At 54.9% G+C, this 17113-nt stretch carries 19 protein-coding genes; 7 read left to right on the top strand and 12 right to left on the bottom strand.

All coding sequences use genetic code 11. The features are described 5' to 3' along the window. The first annotated feature begins 656 nt into the window (after positions 1 to 656). Positions 657 to 1019, top strand: coding sequence for a PIN domain-containing protein (locus GDH07_RS12965; protein ID WP_152897777.1), 363 nt, complete (start codon positions 657 to 659; stop codon positions 1017 to 1019). Positions 1020 to 1543: 524 nt separating this feature from the next. Here the strand turns inward: GDH07_RS12965 and GDH07_RS12960 are convergent. The 3 genes from GDH07_RS12960 to GDH07_RS12950 all read right to left on the bottom strand — a co-directional run bounded on the left by GDH07_RS12960 (position 1544) and on the right by GDH07_RS12950 (position 4941). Beyond that, entirely contained in the window at positions 1544 to 2854 is a 1311-nt protein-coding gene (locus GDH07_RS12960; protein ID WP_152897776.1) for a hypothetical protein, read from the bottom strand. Positions 2855 to 3759: 905 nt separating this feature from the next. Further along, entirely contained in the window at positions 3760 to 4164 is a 405-nt protein-coding gene (locus GDH07_RS12955) for a DUF2251 domain-containing protein (protein ID WP_152897775.1), read from the bottom strand. Between the two features lie 195 nt (positions 4165 to 4359). Then, positions 4360 to 4941 (bottom strand): hypothetical protein, encoded by a 582-nt coding sequence (locus tag GDH07_RS12950; protein ID WP_152897774.1) that lies wholly within the window; start codon positions 4939 to 4941, stop codon positions 4360 to 4362. 320 nt (positions 4942 to 5261) lie between these two features. On the opposite strand from GDH07_RS12950, the gene GDH07_RS12945 reads away from it, so the two are divergent. The 5 genes from GDH07_RS12945 (at position 5262) to GDH07_RS12930 (ending at position 8874) form a co-directional block, all read left to right on the top strand. Beyond that, entirely contained in the window at positions 5262 to 5531 is a 270-nt protein-coding gene (locus tag GDH07_RS12945; protein WP_152897773.1) for a hypothetical protein, read from the top strand. A 517-nt stretch (positions 5532 to 6048) separates the two neighbouring features. Beyond that, entirely contained in the window at positions 6049 to 6171 is a 123-nt protein-coding gene (locus GDH07_RS32695) for a hypothetical protein (RefSeq protein ID WP_256578597.1), read from the top strand. Between the two features lie 126 nt (positions 6172 to 6297). After that, on the top strand, positions 6298 to 7341 hold the full coding sequence (locus tag GDH07_RS12940; RefSeq protein WP_246195948.1) for a GNAT family N-acetyltransferase: 1044 nt from the start codon (positions 6298 to 6300) through the stop codon (positions 7339 to 7341). A gap of 48 nt (positions 7342 to 7389) precedes the next feature. Next, positions 7390 to 8373, top strand: coding sequence for a fatty acid desaturase family protein (locus GDH07_RS12935; RefSeq protein WP_085597644.1), 984 nt, complete (start codon positions 7390 to 7392; stop codon positions 8371 to 8373). 54 nt (positions 8374 to 8427) lie between these two features. Continuing rightward, positions 8428 to 8874 carry a GNAT family N-acetyltransferase gene (locus GDH07_RS12930; RefSeq protein ID WP_152897771.1) on the top strand — a complete coding sequence of 149 codons (447 nt, stop codon included), beginning with the start codon at positions 8428 to 8430 and terminating at the stop codon, positions 8872 to 8874. A 41-nt stretch (positions 8875 to 8915) separates the two neighbouring features. On the opposite strand, the gene GDH07_RS12925 is transcribed toward GDH07_RS12930, so the two are convergent. The 7 genes from GDH07_RS12925 to GDH07_RS12895 form a co-directional block, all read right to left on the bottom strand. Beyond that, entirely contained in the window at positions 8916 to 9374 is a 459-nt protein-coding gene (locus GDH07_RS12925; RefSeq protein ID WP_152897770.1) for a MaoC/PaaZ C-terminal domain-containing protein, read from the bottom strand. Between the two features lie 8 nt (positions 9375 to 9382). Further along, complete coding sequence (locus GDH07_RS12920; protein ID WP_053130083.1) at positions 9383 to 10213, bottom strand: class I SAM-dependent methyltransferase; 831 nt, start codon at positions 10211 to 10213, stop codon at positions 9383 to 9385. A gap of 95 nt (positions 10214 to 10308) precedes the next feature. Next, entirely contained in the window at positions 10309 to 12021 is a 1713-nt protein-coding gene (gene cmlS / locus GDH07_RS12915) for a chloramphenicol-biosynthetic FADH2-dependent halogenase CmlS (protein WP_152897769.1), read from the bottom strand. 23 nt (positions 12022 to 12044) lie between these two features. Then, positions 12045 to 13400 carry an ANL family adenylate-forming protein gene (locus GDH07_RS12910; RefSeq protein ID WP_152897768.1) on the bottom strand — a complete coding sequence of 452 codons (1356 nt, stop codon included), beginning with the start codon at positions 13398 to 13400 and terminating at the stop codon, positions 12045 to 12047. Then, positions 13397 to 14092: an SDR family NAD(P)-dependent oxidoreductase gene (locus GDH07_RS12905; RefSeq protein WP_152897767.1), complete on the bottom strand. Its 696-nt coding sequence runs from the start codon at positions 14090 to 14092 to the stop codon at positions 13397 to 13399. Before GDH07_RS12905 ends, GDH07_RS12910 begins: the two co-directional genes overlap by 4 nt. A 9-nt stretch (positions 14093 to 14101) precedes the next feature. After that, on the bottom strand, positions 14102 to 14410 hold the full coding sequence (locus GDH07_RS12900) for a hypothetical protein (protein ID WP_152897766.1): 309 nt from the start codon (positions 14408 to 14410) through the stop codon (positions 14102 to 14104). Between the two features lie 110 nt (positions 14411 to 14520). Then, the gene (locus GDH07_RS12895; RefSeq protein ID WP_152897765.1) at positions 14521 to 15006 is read right to left on the bottom strand and encodes a MaoC family dehydratase; all 486 of its coding nucleotides are present in this window, start codon (positions 15004 to 15006) and stop codon (positions 14521 to 14523) included. A 503-nt stretch (positions 15007 to 15509) separates the two neighbouring features. On the opposite strand from GDH07_RS12895, the gene GDH07_RS12890 reads away from it, so the two are divergent. Continuing rightward, positions 15510 to 15974 (top strand): GNAT family N-acetyltransferase, encoded by a 465-nt coding sequence (locus tag GDH07_RS12890; RefSeq protein ID WP_022644489.1) that lies wholly within the window; start codon positions 15510 to 15512, stop codon positions 15972 to 15974. On the opposite strand, the gene GDH07_RS12885 is transcribed toward GDH07_RS12890, so the two are convergent. Together GDH07_RS12885 and GDH07_RS12880 are read right to left on the bottom strand one after the other, a co-directional pair. After that, on the bottom strand, positions 15971 to 16807 hold the full coding sequence (locus GDH07_RS12885) for an alpha/beta hydrolase family protein (RefSeq protein WP_152897764.1): 837 nt from the start codon (positions 16805 to 16807) through the stop codon (positions 15971 to 15973). The genes GDH07_RS12890 and GDH07_RS12885 overlap by 4 nt on opposite strands. Further along, on the bottom strand, positions 16804 to 17028 hold the full coding sequence (locus tag GDH07_RS12880) for a DUF1272 domain-containing protein (protein WP_022644491.1): 225 nt from the start codon (positions 17026 to 17028) through the stop codon (positions 16804 to 16806). Before GDH07_RS12880 ends, GDH07_RS12885 begins: the two co-directional genes overlap by 4 nt. Positions 17029 to 17113 lie beyond the last annotated feature (85 nt).

Genomic DNA, 17113 nt, shown 5'->3' with positions numbered 1-17113 from the left:
TCTTTGTTATACTGACTCTAGACGTGACGACTCTTCACGGGAATCTGTTTTTATTCATAATGCCTATGGAGCACGCGGTGACGCAATTAGAGAAACCGGCATGCTAGGGAGCGAAGATTTGTCTCATATCAAGCATGCTTGAGGGGATTGGCTGAGCAGAAGTGCCGAGGATACACCTCACCCTTGAACCCACATCTCGCTCATATAGCGCCTTCACCATCTGCAGGGCCTTGCCATTCGAGCCTGCGCATTGGCGAGTCAGCCCGGCTACCGCTCGTCGACAAACGCACTCAAATTTTGCGGCTTATTAAACATAAATTGGCGATTAGCGGGCGATGCGAAGACGTAACAATAAAAGCCATAATAGCTGCTTAAAACTGCACGCCTCAAAAGCGTAAAACGAGAAACTCTGCGCAGCACTAGGCTGAAAGCTCCGAGCTAAAGGCTTTGGCTTTGCCTAGAGGAATGGTCTCAATATATAAAATACCCGCTCCTAATTTTCTGAGGGGGAGCTATGCGTAGCCTGATCTCTCCGAAACATCTCAGCAGAGATAAAGGTAAAATATCAGAGACCTGTTGCAGCTTCATTTTTGACAAAGTGTCATGGAACTCTACGCTGCCATAGCCGATATCTACTATTTTATTTGGAGGTGGCTATGAAAATCGCTGATACCAAACACGTAGTCGATGCCTTTAAACTGGACGTCATGTTGTACAGTGATGACCACTCTATCAAACTGGGCTGCCCGACGATGACTTTAGGGTTTGATCCGGCATCCCGCGAAATAAAATGGTTCAAAGTGACATTAGGCAGGAATCTGAAACATCCGGTAGGAGCTCGCACTCTTCCTGGGCATCGGGTTCCCGCTACAATCGAGCGCGCTATGAATTGGATTGCTAAACGGCTCCACTCTTGGGAATTGTCACGGTCAAATCAAAGCGGCTCATTCTCGGACGGAATTACGCTCGCCAAACTAGAGCAGTGGCTCTCAAGTGAAATAAAGAAATACCCTAAATAGGTTTGGCTAACATCGAGCCCAACTCAAAACCGCCATGGATGGCGCACAGGGATGTAATAAAATCGCCGCTCCTTGCCAATAGTCTGCGCCAAACCCTCAAAATCAGTTCAGAGGCACTTCCAAGTAGCCCCATAAACTTCGCCAATTCTGACTTTGGATCTCACTACAGCGCAGTGCGTATCCATGGCTTCACGCCAAGGAGGTATTGAAAGGGATGCCACCTGAGCGACCTAGCAGGCTGATCTCATTGAGCTCAACGTGAGGCTTCCTAGATTGCTTCGGCGTGCAACCGAGGCGCGGGTAATTTTTTGCTGAAGCTGCGTGAGCTACTAAGTCGGATGCAGTCACCGAGACGCGGCATCTCAAGCTGCCATTAATGCCGGGGAGGGCGGTTGCAATTTTGGCGCAGACATCAGGATGGAAGCCTCAGGGACAAGGCCCCGACGAAGTCAGGCTTGATTACATCAGCCATGCGGAGCTGGGTTCTCCTAGGTCTGGATTGTGCCAGTGGTGCATGCTCGCAGTCAGAGAGACGGCCCACCTCCATGCCGATGCAGCCACTGACCCGCCGGCAGATTTTTGCAGATTCCAAGATCTGGCCAAACACTCTCGTCAAGATGTGGCTCATCGATACTCACCGCGCTCGGCACCCAGCCAGCCGCCCTGGCTGACTTCCTCAGCTCAAGGAACGTGACCGATGCCCCGGGCTGCAAGTGATCGCAACTGCGCCAAGGGGCGCTCCCTGCGAGCGGACTTTGCTGCAGTCGCGTCAAAATGCTGGTCGTGAACCTGCAGAATAGGTCGACCAGGGTGTGGCCCGAGTAACCGCCGGTACCATCCATTAACGGCAGCAGCAGGCTTTGCGGGGAAACATCGGAATTCTGGCTATGCCTGAACTTGGCATAACGCCGGAAATACGCAGCGAACGGAGGAGCCAGCGGATAGCGCAGGCGAGGGTAGTGAGAGCTTTCAAACCATCCTGGTGAAGTCTGACTTGATCCTGTCTTTTGATCGTCGGCCTCGTCGGCTTTGAAGCTTGAGAAGGTCAATCTCAGCGCCGATGATGACCCCAACGCGCGCAGAGGGACGTCAGAATAGATGGCCATGGCTGCGACGAGAAGCCAAGACTCCCATTGGTTATCGCTCTGGGCCAACGAAGTAGCCGTCGACATCAAATCTGTCAGTTGCGCGGGCGTGAAAATCGTCCGGGTTTTCACCTGGCGAACCTCGAAATCTCGCGATTTCAGAGCATCGAAGGGATTCATAGGGGTTGTGGTTCGCAGTGCATATAGGTAGTTGAAAAACTCCCTCCCACTACGCAGGAACATAGTTAGGTGCTGAACGGTTCCAAGTGCGAAATCTGACCCTGTCCCTGGAGTGGATGTCGACGTTGAGGCGGAGATGTCTGCCAGCTGCTTTCTGACTATCGGCCGCCATTTGTTATTAATTGGCTTGACCGCGAATTCTGTCTTGGTCTTCAGCAAGTAGCGCGTCCCGCCAGTCTTCGAAATCCATGAGATGGGCAGGCGCATGACGAAGCGCATGAACTCCCTGGCATCCGTTTCTTGCCACTCCAGAAACGGCTTGTGCCGAATAGACCAGCTCCAATGCATCATCGTCTCAAGCACTGGGCACACGATCTTGTAGTGCCTTGGGCTGAACTCAGGCCGTTGGCATTGCTTGGCAAGGAAGTTGATCCCGAGGCGCCACGTTTGAAATGCCTCCAGTGCGGGGTCTAGGGTGTCGAGCCGTGCGCGGACGTCATTATTGATGGGGCGTTCCAGGCCTTGATGGTCGGTTAGGAGCACAATCGGCGGGAACAAAGGATACGGCACGAAGGAATCCGTCGGCTCGGCTGGCCCTGGCCCTGACGCTAGCGATTCGGACGGCGGGCTCGGCGCGAGCTTAGGGCGTGGTTTGCGCGCCGGGTTCTTAATCGATGTCCGCGCTGACTTCATCATGGCGCAAAGCTCCTCAGCCGCGGGTTGAGCGACTGTTGAAGGAAAGCCTTAATCATGGCGGCGGCTGTAAAACACCCTGAGGCCACTAGGAACTCAACGTGGTCAGGTCACCGGCTGCGGCTGCCTGTAGGCGTTCTAATCTGGCAGCCTGGCCCAAGCTGCATAGCTGCCAGAACTTGGCCGTGGAGTGCCAGCGCATGGATATAAATTGTAGACGCCGAAGGATGCTGACAGATGCGAAATCAGATCTAGACCGCTTGAGGCGCGGGGATCAATGGTGAATAGGCTTGGGGCTGACTCGAACGCTGGCTTACGCGATGGTGCCGATCGTCGTGCAAAGCACAGGCATGACAGGAGAAGACTAAACTTGGGCAATCGTTGGCTCAGTTGAGTGAAGCTTCAATTTCTACCGTAGATCGAGAGCTTTGGCTGAACTAGGCGATGGGATTTCGGATGGCGTGTCTAGCCGCTGGATTATGGTTTTCAAACCGGGCAAGCAGGGATGCCGGGGCTGGTGAAGCTGAGGAGGTACAGGAGAGATGGAGCGTAACGGACTGATTCGAGGGATGTATGGTCAATTCAGGCAAAGTCTGGTTTTCGGGGGCTGGTGACAGGATCAGCGCTTCAAACCATACACATAATTTAACATAATATACATTATGCGCATTTATATGTTGGGCATCAGGGCCAGTGCAGGCCAGATTTGCAGAGCCAGCTTCTGACCTTCCAGCTTCCATCCGTGCCTCTATATGAAACGCCTGGCGATGCCAGGCGTTTGATCAAGCAAACAGACCAAGTGCTGCGTCGTCCCACTGGTGACCTCCTTCCGACCAGCCGTTGCCAGCCTGCGGTGGGAACCCCGATCTGCAATATCCTTGCTTGGCATCGAAATCAAACACCGCATGAGGAAAATCATTGATCAGCAATACCGCCTTGCGGTGATCGACGGCCCAGCCGACTTTCACCATCGATGGCTTGTGGCTGTCACTGACATCGGCGGCATTGTAGATATGCAGCGCATCGTGGATCGGGTTGCCTTCGGCCGCGGTATCCAATGCGTAGAAGTAACCGGTGTCACCATCATCTTCAAAAACCACGACGAAGGAACCTTCCTCGGCAGGAGCCTCCAACACCAGGGCTTGGCCTACCTTCAATTCGCTTTCAGCTGCCAGATAAATGGGCATTACAACTTTCCTTGTCTCTTGGAGTATTCAAAGGCGAGCATGATGACAACCTGGAGTAACCCAGGCAATCTCCGGGCAGAGATTGGCCTGGGTCTTTCATCACCTAGAATAAATGGCCGGCCAGCAAAGCGCCCATCACTCATGCGAGCGACAACATCTGAAGATCCTTCCTTGGTATTCAGGCTCTCGCCTTTGTCAAGTAGCCTTCCCGCAGAGCTTTTTAAATTGATTCACATTGGAAACTGCAGTGCTTAATGCTGTGATTTTGTATTTATAGTAGTGAATTGCATCTGCCTGGGCTTCTCCAACATGGCCAAAATACTCTTCCCAGGCCTTGCTATTAGTTAGCAAGTCAGAGAGTATCGTACTTAGTTCATTTGCCGTCCAATGTTCCTTGTATCCCTTGTCCGCGCCAGGGGCCGGGCTGAGATGCTTGACATATGCGTCCACCGAGTATTGGTTCTCGTAGGCCATGAACAGCGTATACACTGTACCGACTGACGACTTGTACCACGGGATAACGACAAAGTGATGGATTGCTGATCCCGTAACAAGAAAGTGCCAAACAGCTGTCTGTGAGTTATCACCACGAAATAGCAGTGCCTGTTCAATTTGGTATTTCATTTTCGAATCATTCTTGATGACATCATCTCCAACGTCATCTTGCACCTTTCCGTAGACAGCGCAGCTCATTTGAGCTGGCACTGCAGGACAATCCTTCAAGCCCATCAGTAATGGGTTACCTGTTATTGCATCAACCAGATCTTTCCCTGTCATGGTTCTTGGCTCCTGCCCAAATATTTAACACGCATTATGAAATTACTGGGTGAGGATAGCTTTGATCCGATCTTTATCAAGTTCGGCCACCGGGAAACTAAGCTGGATGAATTGTCCCAGCTTGGATAACTCTATCCATGGAAAATGCAGGCTTCTACCTGCTTGTCAATAGCTCCCTTGAGCGACTGTGCGCAAGGCGCCATGGTGGTAGCCTTCCATGGCGCCCCCTGCGCGAGTGCCCGATCTGTTTCGGATCATTGATAAAAAGCAGGTCAGGCTGATGCATAAGCCTCATGTCAGATAACTGAAAGGAATCGAACATGAAAAAGCTCATAACTGTTATCGCTATATCAGCGGCCGTCGCTTTCACCGCAAGTGTCGCAAGCGCTTCTGTGCATCCGACCACTATCAAGCCTCCCCAGACCGTCCATCAGGTGACAGCTTCTGCCGAAACTCCTTTTGGAACCCAAAAAGCAACTGGCGAAATCAAGTTGGCTAGTTTGGCCAGGAGTTGTTCCGATGAACGATATTCCTGGTGGGAATACAGCGGCTGGGAAATTGTCGGCTGCCTTGCAAGCGGCCAGTGGTAGTTATCAGGGCGCTCTGGTGCGTGAACACGCACCAGAGCCTGTTATAAGCTCCGGTGAGTCAGCGCAGCCACATAAGCCTTCAAAGTTGCACTTCATGCATTAACAGAACCTTCTATATTAGCTATCAATCTAACGTCAATATATTCCTGAACTTACTCCTCTCGTCCTTTTGTACTTCACGGCTCAGTCAACTGTTTATTAGGCGTGCCCTACCCGCGCACGCTGCCTTTAGCCTCTTGTCGTCCGAATAATTCGCACCGCAGGTTCCTGGCTGGCAACGACCTTACCGAGGGTCATTCCCCCTTCCCCTCCCTGAAGTTCAACATCTTGATTCACTTGCAGTTTTTTCCATGCTGCAGCGAAGCGACTAAAAATGACCAAAAAGACAGGGAATATCGGGACAGCGACCGGCTGGTCACATATGCCGATGCGTTTCGGCAACCTATAGTGCAGCCGCGGCGAATTGGAAGGAGTCCAGTTGCCGGCACAGCTATCCAATCATGGACAGGAGCTACAGATGTACCCCATCAAGGATGACGCCCATTGCCAGTACAGCGCGGTTGATATGCAACCCAGCGAGCTGTCGTTGACCGCCCTCACCTCTTGCCTGCGTCTTTCACGACGCGATGGCGGCCGTTAGCCCAACACTTCAAGCGTCTATCCACGAGCCGTGACATGCCCAAGGCAGTCACCGCTTTCACGTGCCTCGAACAAAGCCACCTGGTGTGCAATGACCACGACAAGCTATCTGGAAACGCCTGTTTCCATGCCCTTGAACATCGATTCCAAAGCCGATGCATTTGAATTTCGCCCGGGCACCCTCGAAGACATCGATGGCCTTGCCGAGCTGTTCCAGTCCATCTATGGGCACACGACCCATCCGTGCCAGAGCCCGGCGTATATCCGCAACGCGATGAACTCCGATCAACAGCGCTGGTTCGTCGTCGAAAACCAGTCCGCACTGCTGGGTTGCGTCTGCATCACCCGGCGTCCCTGGAACCAGTCCTGGGAAGTCGGCCATGGGGTGATCCATCCGGATGCGCGCCGCGGCGGTGCGATCTCGAACCTGATCAGGCTCTGCCTGGAAGATCATCGGCCCGACGCCATGGAGCTGGGCTACTACACCCCCCGCAACATCGCCATCCATTCGGTGATGGGCAAGATCAAGCCGGCAGTGTTGGTGGGCCATGACGGTGGCCCGAACAAGGTCGACGGCATCCGCGAATATCACCTGACCGCCATCCACCCGCCGGCCCAGGACGGTTTCGTCCATATCGCCCCCTGGTATGCCAAATCCTCGGGCAGCGATTTCATCAGCCAGTACCTGTACGCCTCGTTGCAAATGGAACCGGTACTGGGCGCCTATCCGAATACCTACCTGAGCGGTGCCCCGGGGACCGAGCGCCACGGCCAGATGCTGTACACCCAGGACCATGAGGCCAATGCGCTGATGGTGTCCGGGCATTCGGGCAACTATCCCTCGGAGCGCGAGGTGCTGCAGGAGCTCGAGGCACTTGTACAAGCGCACAAGGACATCGAGTACGTGAGCGTTCATGTACTGGCCGACAAGCTGGAGCTGCTCGGCGGCCTGATGCGGCGGGGTTATGCGGTGACCGCCTATTTGCCGGCCTGGCACCTGCAAGGCGGCGCCCGCTACGACTGCATCAACCTGGTGTGGCACAAGTTCGACCAGGCCCCGCGCAGCCATGGTTTCGATGAAGAAGTCGTCTTCTTCGACCAGGCCTACGCCAGGCTGGGCGACAACCTGTGCAGCATCCGGCCCGGCCACGCTCCGAGCATCGACAACTGATCCATCGAGCCCTGCATCCCTTCGGATGATTATTGGAGAGTCAAGCAAGTGACAAAAGAACAATGGCTTAACGTCCGTAAACAGATCCCCGACGGCGCCAAGGAGCCCTGGACCGTAATGTTGTGGGTCGCCGATATGCTGGTCCTGGTACTGGCCTGGAACCTCTGGCTGAGTTCATCCACCGGGCTGCAGTTGCTCGGCCTGGTGCTGGCTGGCGTCGCCACCCTGCAGATCTACCTGATCCTGCATGAGGCCCTGCACGGCGCAATTTCGGAGAACCGCCGGGTCAACAACTTCATCGGACACTGCAACGGCTGGCTGATCGCCTTGCCCTTCCTGGTTCGCCGTCGCTTCCACACGGCCCACCACACCTGGACTTCCCACCCCCTCAACGATCCGGAAAACCGCGGCATGATCGAGAAGTTCTCGGTCATGACCAAGAAACAGGAACGAACCCTGGAGTTCATGTGGAAGCACTGGATCCCGATGATCGCGGCCAACCATTTCCTGCTGAACTGGCGGGCACCGTTCATCGCCCGGGCCAAGGGCGACAACTCGCCGCGGATTCTCAAGGAAATCCGCTTCGCCCGCCTGTACCTGGTGGCCTACCTCGCCGTGGCCGGGGTCGCGCTGTACTTCGGACACCTGGCTGACCTGGTGATGTTCTACCTGATCATCTGGCTGTTCCTGTTCTTCATGGTGGAGTTGTTGAACCTGCCGCACCACGCCGAGGCGCCGCTGCAAGCCAAGGACGCCGACCGCCTGCAGTACTGGGAACAGGATGTCGTGTCCCACGACTGCAAGAACCTGCCGCTCTGGTCGCGGTTCATCATCCTCAACTTCAACCTGCACATCGTGCACCACGCCTTCCCCTCGGTGCCTTGGTACCGGCTGGCCGAAGCCCACAAACTGCTGCACGAGCATGAGCATCATCCAGGGGATTCGCAGGTTAGCGAGTGGGATTTCGCCTGGACCAACCGTCGACGGCCGCTGCTGAAGCTGATGGGGCACTTCTTCGATCACCGCACTTGACCGCACCGGCGAAAGATCCCGAATATCCGGGATCTTTCGCCGAGCATGAGCGCCATGACCTGCATACGTCCTTTCACCAACCACGACCTGGACGCCTGCCTGCAACTGTTCGACAGCAATACCCCGGCCTTCTTCGATCCCCTGGAGCGCCCGGACTTCCTGCACTTCCTCGAACATTCGACAGTCAACCTGCTGGTCATCGAACGCGACGGGCGGATCGTTGCCTGTGGTGGTCATGCCCTGCGCCCCGAAACAGGCACCGCCAGCCTGTGCTGGGGCATGGTCGACCAGGCGCTGCACGGCCAGGGCATTGGACGCCTGCTGACCGAAGCCCGGCTACGAGCCATTCGCGAGCAAGGCCTGGCCCACGCGGTGCGCATCAGCACCAGCCAGCACAGCCAGGGTTTCTATGCCGGCCTGGGTTTCGTGCTGCGCAAAGTGACGCCCGACGGCCATGGGCCCGGCCTGGACTGCTGGGATATGGAGTTGGCCCTGATGTAACCCCGCCCTCGCCTGTCCTGTTACCTGGTTCGACCCAACCGCTAGGACCCTCGCCCCTTCAGTACAATCGTGGCCAGGTAGGACAAGACACGCTCCTGTGCCTGATTGATGATCTCGAACGAAAACTGCGCAAGGCCCCGATTACCGGGCAAGGGGATATTGCGCACGTCGCGAACCGTTACCGCTCCACTGATGAGATCGTCTGGACGCACCGCTTTCAGCCAGCGCACATCATTCAAGCTCGCGCCGCCCACGCTACAAGCCCTGAGCAACCCCAAGTCGATGAAGAGTCGGAAACTCAGGGCAAGCGTATGAAAGCCGCTGGCGACCAGCCCGCCCATCGGTGAATCCAGCGCGGCGACAGGATCGATATGGAATGCCTGTGGATCGAACTCACGACCAAAATCGATGATGCCTGTTTCCGTCACCTGCGCACTGCCCAACGCGAAGACCTGTCCTTTGGCAAAGTCTTCGAAATACAAGTTTCCATGATCAGTCATGGCCGGCCTCATTCGACTAGTTTGCAGACAAGTTCAACGGGACTGAGTACCCGTGTTTTTATCAGCGTTGAAATATTGACCATCTGCCGCATGGCAGTGGCGCCGAATGAAATATGCAGTCCAAGTGGCGATACCCCCTGCTCCAGGTTCCGGCTCCTCAAATCATCGAAATACGCCACGCCGAACTCCCAGCGGTCCGTTTCGCTGATCACCGTGAACCCCGCCTGCTTCAGATACATGAGGTATTCAGCCAGAGGGGCGACGAAGTCCGTACTAGGATTCGATGCCCAGGGAACCGGATAGAGCATCTGGCCCTCCCCGACCCGCATCACATCGTAGATCCCAAGCTTGCCGCCAGGTTTCAGTACTCGGCGGACTTCCTCGAATAGCCGCGGCTTGTCAGCGATGTTCATCCCCACGTGCAACATGGTCACCACATCGCAGAAGTCATCGGGAAAGGGCAGCGCCAGGGCGCTAGCCTGCTGATAACTGACCTTCAGCCCTCCATCTATACGGGCAGCCAGTGTAGAGGCGGCATTAATATAGTCGGGAGCCAAGTCTATGCCATGGACTTCACAACCGAAGGTACTGGCAAAGTAGCGTGTTGCCCCACCCAACCCGCAGCCGACATCAAGGACCTTCATATCCTCGTGGAGCCCCAACTTGTCGGCCAGGTCAGCAGTCGCTTGACGCCCGCCGATGTGGATTTCATCCACCGGCGCCAGGTCTTCTAGATTCAGCCTTTGCGGATCTTTCCCACTGACAAGCAATGCAGAGAAGATCTTCTGTTCAAGGTCTGGCCTGGAATAGTGTTTCTCAAACTCTTGATCGAGCTTCATCTGGTTCTCCGGGATATTGAAAATGTCCGAAACAGATCAGTCGTCATTCCCCATGGGCACCGCACTCGGGAACACATGACGATCGGTGGTTTGATTCAAACTTCGTACTCAATGCCTACGCCATCGAATCTCAGACGGTCTTGTATATGCACTTTTTCTCCCATCATGTTCTTCCCGGACAACAGGCCTGCCTCGAAAAGGCGTATGACCATCTGCAAGGCATGTTCGGAGTAACCAGCTGCATTCAATCGGCTGATCAAGGTCTTGTAGTCGAACTTCTCCTTGATCAAATCGGAAAATATTTCCCTGACCTTGGAGTTGGCAGCATATTTGGTCATGCGCCTCTCGCCGTTTGATAGCACTTCCTTAGGTTCAAGCCTGAAGTCCAGGGGATTGACCTTGTAGTAATCCTGTAAGGTGACCGTCCCGCCGTTCCAGCTGAATTCGGATATGCTGGACAACTGCTTCAACAACTTGCCAATCCAGCCGACCCTCATTGGCGTCAGCTCCGCATCGGAAAATTCATCGGAGAGCTCACTGCGCTGGTGTCGTCCAAGGGCGATCATCGTAGATGCCCGGTCCTTGAAGTCCGAGATCGCCCACTCCTCCCCTCCTGCCTTGTCGGTGAGTTGGTCGAACCATTGACGGCGATTGAAACGATCATCCTCGCTTTCCACTATCCTGCGCTTGTTCCAGAACTCGGAATCGGGCTCGGTGAAAGAGGCATAGGTGTAAAAAGAGGCGAGGAATTCGTGGTACTGCTCATAGGTTTCGCCATAAGTGCTCTTGTACCACTCATGGACCTGTGTGCTTTCGCTTGGATGCCGGGACAGATAATCAATCGCTGAAGCCGCGCAAACAGCGGATTGGGACGCGAGATGCACGCCCTGCGAAAACAACGGATCGGTAAAGCAGGCAGCGTCACCGCAAAGAAAGAAACGCCCGCTGGAAAAGGTGCTGGTGTCGTATGACCAGTCACGAACGACCCTGACCTGTTCGATCTGCTCCGAATCACCCAGCAACTCCTTGGCGCGAATGCACTTGGCCAGCGTGCGTCTGTAGAACTCATCCGGCCCCACCTCCTTTATCTCTCCTACCTTGCTGATATCGACGATCACACCAACGCTGTAGATATCCCCCTCGAGCGGAATCATCCACACCCAACCATCTTCGAAAGTTATCGAGAAGGTCGTACCGCGCAGGTCTCCTTGAAACGGATCCGGGCAGGAAAAATACGACCACACAGCAAGATTGCGATAGAACTCGTCATAACGACGAATTTTCAGTTGCCGGGCGAGAATGCTGTTGGCACCTGAAGCATCGATCAGATAGTCACCAGAAACCGTCGAGGATGCTTCGCCCTGGCGCACTTCCAGAATGACCCTCTCAGGATCGCTTAAATCGACATTGGTTACCGCCGCCCCCTCGTGGACCGTCCCTCCTCGGGCCATGACTTCCTTCAGGAGTAAATGGTCGAACACTTCTCGCTTGACCTGGATGGCATGATCGAAAACCCATTCAGCGGTGCTCTTCGGGGTTGAAAAGGAAAAAGTCCATGGCGGCTGGTTTTGCCCCCAGAGAAAGGTCGCGGAGGGTTTCTTGACGAACCGGGCTTCGTCGATGAGTGGCTGCAAGCCCAACCTGTTGAATATCGACATGGTCCCAGGAAGAAATGACTCGCCAATCCTGTACCGGGGAAAAGTCTCTTTTTCATAGATCGTGACCTTGTGTCCCAACTTAAGCAGAGTCAGTGCCGCCACAGACCCGGCCGGTCCACCACCAATGATGACTACATTGCCTGGTAACATTCCTGTTCTCCTTCAAGTCGCAATTAACGCTCGACGTTGCGTTTCTTTTTCGCTCTCTCCGAAACAGCAATTTCATCAACCATCCTGACTCTTACGGGCATCTTGAATCGCTCCAGCTTGCCTGCGAGAAAATCCATGATTGCCTTTCTCAGGCCCTCGGCACTGATGGGGTATGCCGGTTTTACATTCACCCCTACCGCCTGGCCGGTAATAGCGTTGCTGATCCCGTATACGAGGCAGTCCTGGACCAGTGGGCATGCAAGAAGCAAGGACTCGACCTCAATCGGCAGGACCTTCTCTCCGCCGACGTTGATCACCTCGTTCATCCGCCCGAGGATCTGTATCTCTCCATCGCTGCCCGACTCGGCCAGGTCCCCGGTGCGGAACCAACCATCTTCTGTCAGCGAAGTATTTTCGACATTGAGATAGCCAAGGAACTGGCTCGGTGACTTCAACTGGAGTTCGCCAGCGACAATCCGATATTCAAAACTCTCATCGACGATCTTGAAACGCGTGCTTTGCGAAGAAGCGCTCTGTGTCCCGGCTATTCCTGTTTCAGAGGTGCCGAATGTCTGGAGCAGCCGCACCCGGGGAAATATTTCTCGCAAATAGACCAGAAGCTGGGCTGGCATGGCTTCCGTGCCGTAAGTAATGAGTCTTAATGCCGACAAGTCGTAGCGTTGGTGGAAATCCCCAAGGCGCAGCAAGTTCAAGAATGTCGGGTTGGCAGGCAAGACCTGCACCTGCTGCAACTCCAGCTCCCGGCACACGGCATCCGGTGTTCTCTCCCTGACCACGACCGCACAATTACCGGAAAACAATATGTTGATTAACGTATTCACGCCGCCAATGTGGTCGAACATCAGAAACAGGATGACCACAAGCTGCCGCCCCCTGGACTCTTTGTCTTTTTCAGCGATCAGTTTGTCCAGGTCGTGCAGAATCGCCTTCGGTCTGCCGGTACTGCCGCTGGAAAGCAGGATCAACCCAGCGGCCCCACGGGCTTTGAGAGAGGAGTACAAAAGGTGCCGGGACTGGCCGGAGCAAGACTCGACGACCACATCCTCAAAGGCCCTGATCATGAAACTTGCATCACAGGAAACCTTCAGAGTTTCCTCGACCGAGGACGTCAGGTTCGTAACCGGCGCAACGATGGCCTTGATGGCAGCCAGGGCCAGCAAGGCCAGGACTCCATTGGCCGAATAATTCCCATGCAGTACCACCACGTGCCCAGGCGCGATGCCGGACTGAATGAAGTGAGTGGCCAGATCCCTGACCTTCTGCGCTACCTGCATGTACGAAAGCGCGACTTCCCCATCAACCAGTGCTCGACGAACACCTCTAGCTTCCAGGCCGCGCAGCCAACCTGCGTTGATCATCTGACCCCTCCTAGATAGAGCGTCTCGCCTGATACGAAGCCCGACGCCTCGGAAATAAGGAACTCCACTGGCCCGACCACATCCTGGAACTCACAGGGTCGCTTGATGGCCTGGCGGGCAATGAGTGCTTCGATCTTGTCCTTGTCCAGGGTCCTGGTAAGCGCTGTTCGCAGCGGGGGCAATCCCAGGGTATTCACGCGAATATTCAAGGGGGCGATTTCCCGGCTTAGAGAACGAGTGAACTGCTCTATCGCTGCCTTGCTGGTTGCATAGGCGAGTTGCCCTTCCAGGGAAAACAAGGTGGCGACTGAAGAGATATTCAGTATTGCCCCCGAACCACTACTGTTCTTGAGTAACTTCACCGCCTCGCGGCAGCACTGCATCACTGAAAACACATTCAAATCGTAGAGTTTTTTTGTATTGTCCAAATCGCTCAGCAGAAATGGTTCCATGACGGATGCACCCGCGTTATTGATCAATGCATCGATAAAGCCATAGCGCTTCCTTATTACATGGAACATTGCTGAAACAGACCTAGATTCAGTCAGGTCAACATTGAAGTGTGTGTAGCCGGGAGGCATCTTGGCTCCTTCCCTGCGACTACAACCAATGACCGTATGCCCTTTCCCGATCAGATGTTTGACCAACATTCGACCTAGTCCGGTACGTGTTCCCGTAACGAGGATCAGCATGAAGGCTTCCTAGCTAACTTCTAGAGCGGGTATCTCTTCCATGATGAACTCGACCAGCGTCGATGGATTTTGGAAAGGACTGACTTTTCGCGAAATAGCACGATCCGACGTCAGCGATACAGACAAATCATATTTGTCGGCGATCAACTCTTCGATTCGCATCATTAATGTCACCAACTGTAGGGAGTCGAACAGGCCATCCACTCCATATATAGTTACTTTGCTCATATCATCAACCGAAAGGTCACTGCTTTGACTGGCAATGCTCTCGGCCAATGATTGGTTCACGACACTATCGATATCTGCTCTGGTTGGCATGTTCCCACCTCACTATAGTGCATTAGTTGAAATGCTCAGGTTAGTAATGTCGAGTCAGCGACAAGGAATAATCTCCCTTGTACCCAATAACAGGATCTGAAATAGGAGTTCTATTGAGCGACAGGGTCGCGTAGAGCCAGGAAGTTCATCGGCTTGACGCTCGCCACGACTTCACCGTCTTGATTGATGCCTTCGAGCAGGGAGATGACCAGGCCCCGATCGGGCTTGGAACGAGAGCGCCTGGTTTCCAAGATCGAAATCCGCAACCGCAGTTGATCACCAGGACGGACAGGCTTGAACCAGCGTATCTCATCGACCCCAGGGGAGGCACGACTTGCTACGGAGGACAGGTAGTTATCAACGAACAGGCGCATCATCAGACCCAGCGTATGCCATCCGCTGGCAATCAATCCTTGAAAAGGACCACTTGCCGCAGCCTGTGGATCGAGATGCATCATTTGCGGATCGAATTGCCTGGCGAACTCTATGATCTCGAATTCACCGACGTCCAATGGACCATACTCGAATACCGAGCCTTCGATATAGTCTTCAAAATAACGCTCATTAATAGGAGTGGAAAACGTCGACAGCTTCATCTTGATATTTCCTTTATCCATTAATAACCAACCCCTTGGGCAGGTCGCATGCAGTCCCTTGGTGAAATTTTAACTATATGGTTAATTATCCTCTACATACTCAGCAAAGCTAAGAACCGAGATTTACAAAAGAGCCAGGACCAAGCCTCTTGCTTATACCTTCCGCTTGGAATTACAGGCATGTCAAGGGAAAATTTCACAAAACAAGATGTATCGTTTCAGTACTAGTCGAGGGTGTTGAGTGCCCATCTTTGTTTAGATCAGCCCGATGCGCAATGGCTGTTTTTTTCTTATGGACGCATGATTATTCGATGAACGGTATGCTGGCCCAAGCATGGCAAAATTTACCGAGTAGGGAAATTATATATATCAGAAGGTACTAATTATCCGTATTGTCCGCTCGACTGTTGTCGCTCTAGCCCGCACTTTTCATCACCAATAGTTGCGCGACAGAACTAAACCTTTGGTATGTTGCTCCCCCGCCATCCAAAGAGAAATCCAAGGTGTCCAAGGTAAAGCTCACCGCAGTCGATCAATCCAACTACGAACGAATCTGCGACCTGGAAGTGTTCGAGAAACAGGAAGACTACGTCGCATCCAACCTCTGGTCGCTGGTCCAGGCCAGCTACAACCCCACTTGCAGCGCACGCGCCATCTACCATCGGGACGAACCTGTAGGCCTGTTCCTGTGGAGCGCCGAGAGCCCGGGAAAAGTCTCCATCTGGCGCTTCATGGTGGACAAACAGCATCAGAACCGCGGCATTGGCCGTCAGGCCATGGGTTTGCTGCTCGAGGAACTGCGGCAAATCCAGGGCCTGGCGCAAATCGAGATCTGCTACCACCCCCGCAACCCAATAGCCGGTCACTTCTATTCCAGTTTCGGTTTCGTCGAGACCGGTATGGACGAGGATGGTGACGACATGCTGGCGGTAATCGACTTGCCGCAGCCCTCCGCTGGCATTGCCTAGCCGGAGAAACTCCGTAATTGCTGCAGCAGTTCGCCCTGCAAGGCCGCACTGCGGAAGAAACCGAAGTGCCCCACTGCTCCGGCGCTACGTGGCGTGCGCTTGACTTGCAGCGCGGCCGCTGGATAGGCGTCATGCATCCGCTGCGCGGCGGCCCAGGGCACATAGTTGTCGTCATCGAACACCCAGCTGACCAGCGGGATCGCCAGGATTTCGTAACCGCCCCGCCGGGCCAGGCCGAAGCGCTCGGCCAGCAGGTAGTCGGGCTCGCGGACCCAGCGTGACCACTCCTGCATCAGCCGGCTGGGCAAGTTCTGGTTGCCCAAGCCCAGCAGCCGCGCCGGAAACGTCGCACCGATCCTGGTAACCAGCGGAATCAACAGGCCGAACAGCAAGCCCATGCGCAGCCGTTCGAGACCCGTCCAGCGCTTCCAATAGGGGAACGACCCGCAGATAAAGGCTGCTGCACGCAACTGCCCCGCCGCAGGAGATAACCCGAGCAACTGGGCGCCGATGCTGTGGCCGATGAAGTACAGCGGCAAGGCCGGACGCTCGACACGGCAGAACTCGATGGCGGCGCTGATATCCTGTACGCCCCAGTCGGCCAGGGAGCATCGGACATTCGTTGGCAGCTCATCCTGTGCCCCGCGATAGCTGTACAGCAGCACATCGAAGCCACCCTGGGCGGCCAGGTCCGCAAAAGCCCGGTAGAAGCCGCGCCGCACGCCCAACGCGCCGGACACCAGGATCACTCCCTGCGCCGGCCCCTGCGCATCATGGTAATCACCCGGCAGCACGACACCGTCGGCGCATTGAATCTCCACCTCTCGGCTCATGTCCGCACTCCCCGCTTGAACAGGCGATCGACCAGCACCCGGGCGGGCTTGCGTGCGCGCAGGGGCCGTTGCACCAGGTTGCCGGCGCAGTTCGGGCAGCAATAGGCCAACCGCACGGCACAAGGCTCGCAGAAGGTGCATTCATAGGAGCAGATGTACGCCCCGCCGCTATCGCTCAAGGCGCTGGCGCAGGCCTGACAACGGGTTTTCATCTTCAGCATGGATACCTCTGCATTCCTGGACGAACCTGAATGAAACAGCGCCCTGTACTTGCGAGCGCCGCGTGTTAGCATCACATACCGACAG

Origin of the sequence: Pseudomonas piscis (assembly GCF_009380155.1) — a bacterium.
GTDB lineage: Bacteria > Pseudomonadota > Gammaproteobacteria > Pseudomonadales > Pseudomonadaceae > Aquipseudomonas > Aquipseudomonas piscis.
Note: the sequence above shows the minus strand (reverse complement) of the source record. Positions and strands in the feature narration are given on the sequence as shown.

Excerpts from the sequence above, each read along its gene's own strand:
- GDH07_RS12965 (WP_152897777.1), top strand. The coding sequence starts at position 657 with ATGAAAATCGCTGATACCAAACACGTAGTCGATGCCTTTAAACTGGAC.
- GDH07_RS12955 (WP_152897775.1), bottom strand. The coding sequence starts at position 4,164 with ATGCCCATTTATCTGGCAGCTGAAAGCGAATTGAAGGTAGGCCAAGCC.
- GDH07_RS12950 (WP_152897774.1), bottom strand. The coding sequence starts at position 4,941 with ATGACAGGGAAAGATCTGGTTGATGCAATAACAGGTAACCCATTACTG.
- GDH07_RS12945 (WP_152897773.1), top strand. The coding sequence starts at position 5,262 with ATGAAAAAGCTCATAACTGTTATCGCTATATCAGCGGCCGTCGCTTTC.
- GDH07_RS32695 (WP_256578597.1), top strand. The coding sequence starts at position 6,049 with ATGTACCCCATCAAGGATGACGCCCATTGCCAGTACAGCGCGGTTGAT.
- GDH07_RS12940 (WP_246195948.1), top strand. The coding sequence starts at position 6,298 with ATGCCCTTGAACATCGATTCCAAAGCCGATGCATTTGAATTTCGCCCG.
- GDH07_RS12930 (WP_152897771.1), top strand. The coding sequence starts at position 8,428 with ATGACCTGCATACGTCCTTTCACCAACCACGACCTGGACGCCTGCCTG.
- GDH07_RS12925 (WP_152897770.1), bottom strand. The coding sequence starts at position 9,374 with ATGACTGATCATGGAAACTTGTATTTCGAAGACTTTGCCAAAGGACAG.
- GDH07_RS12920 (WP_053130083.1), bottom strand. The coding sequence starts at position 10,213 with ATGAAGCTCGATCAAGAGTTTGAGAAACACTATTCCAGGCCAGACCTT.
- cmlS (WP_152897769.1), bottom strand. The coding sequence starts at position 12,021 with ATGTTACCAGGCAATGTAGTCATCATTGGTGGTGGACCGGCCGGGTCT.
- GDH07_RS12910 (WP_152897768.1), bottom strand. The coding sequence starts at position 13,400 with ATGATCAACGCAGGTTGGCTGCGCGGCCTGGAAGCTAGAGGTGTTCGT.
- GDH07_RS12905 (WP_152897767.1), bottom strand. The coding sequence starts at position 14,092 with ATGCTGATCCTCGTTACGGGAACACGTACCGGACTAGGTCGAATGTTG.
- GDH07_RS12900 (WP_152897766.1), bottom strand. The coding sequence starts at position 14,410 with ATGCCAACCAGAGCAGATATCGATAGTGTCGTGAACCAATCATTGGCC.
- GDH07_RS12895 (WP_152897765.1), bottom strand. The coding sequence starts at position 15,006 with ATGAAGCTGTCGACGTTTTCCACTCCTATTAATGAGCGTTATTTTGAA.
- GDH07_RS12885 (WP_152897764.1), bottom strand. The coding sequence starts at position 16,807 with ATGAGCCGAGAGGTGGAGATTCAATGCGCCGACGGTGTCGTGCTGCCG.
- GDH07_RS12880 (WP_022644491.1), bottom strand. The coding sequence starts at position 17,028 with ATGCTGAAGATGAAAACCCGTTGTCAGGCCTGCGCCAGCGCCTTGAGC.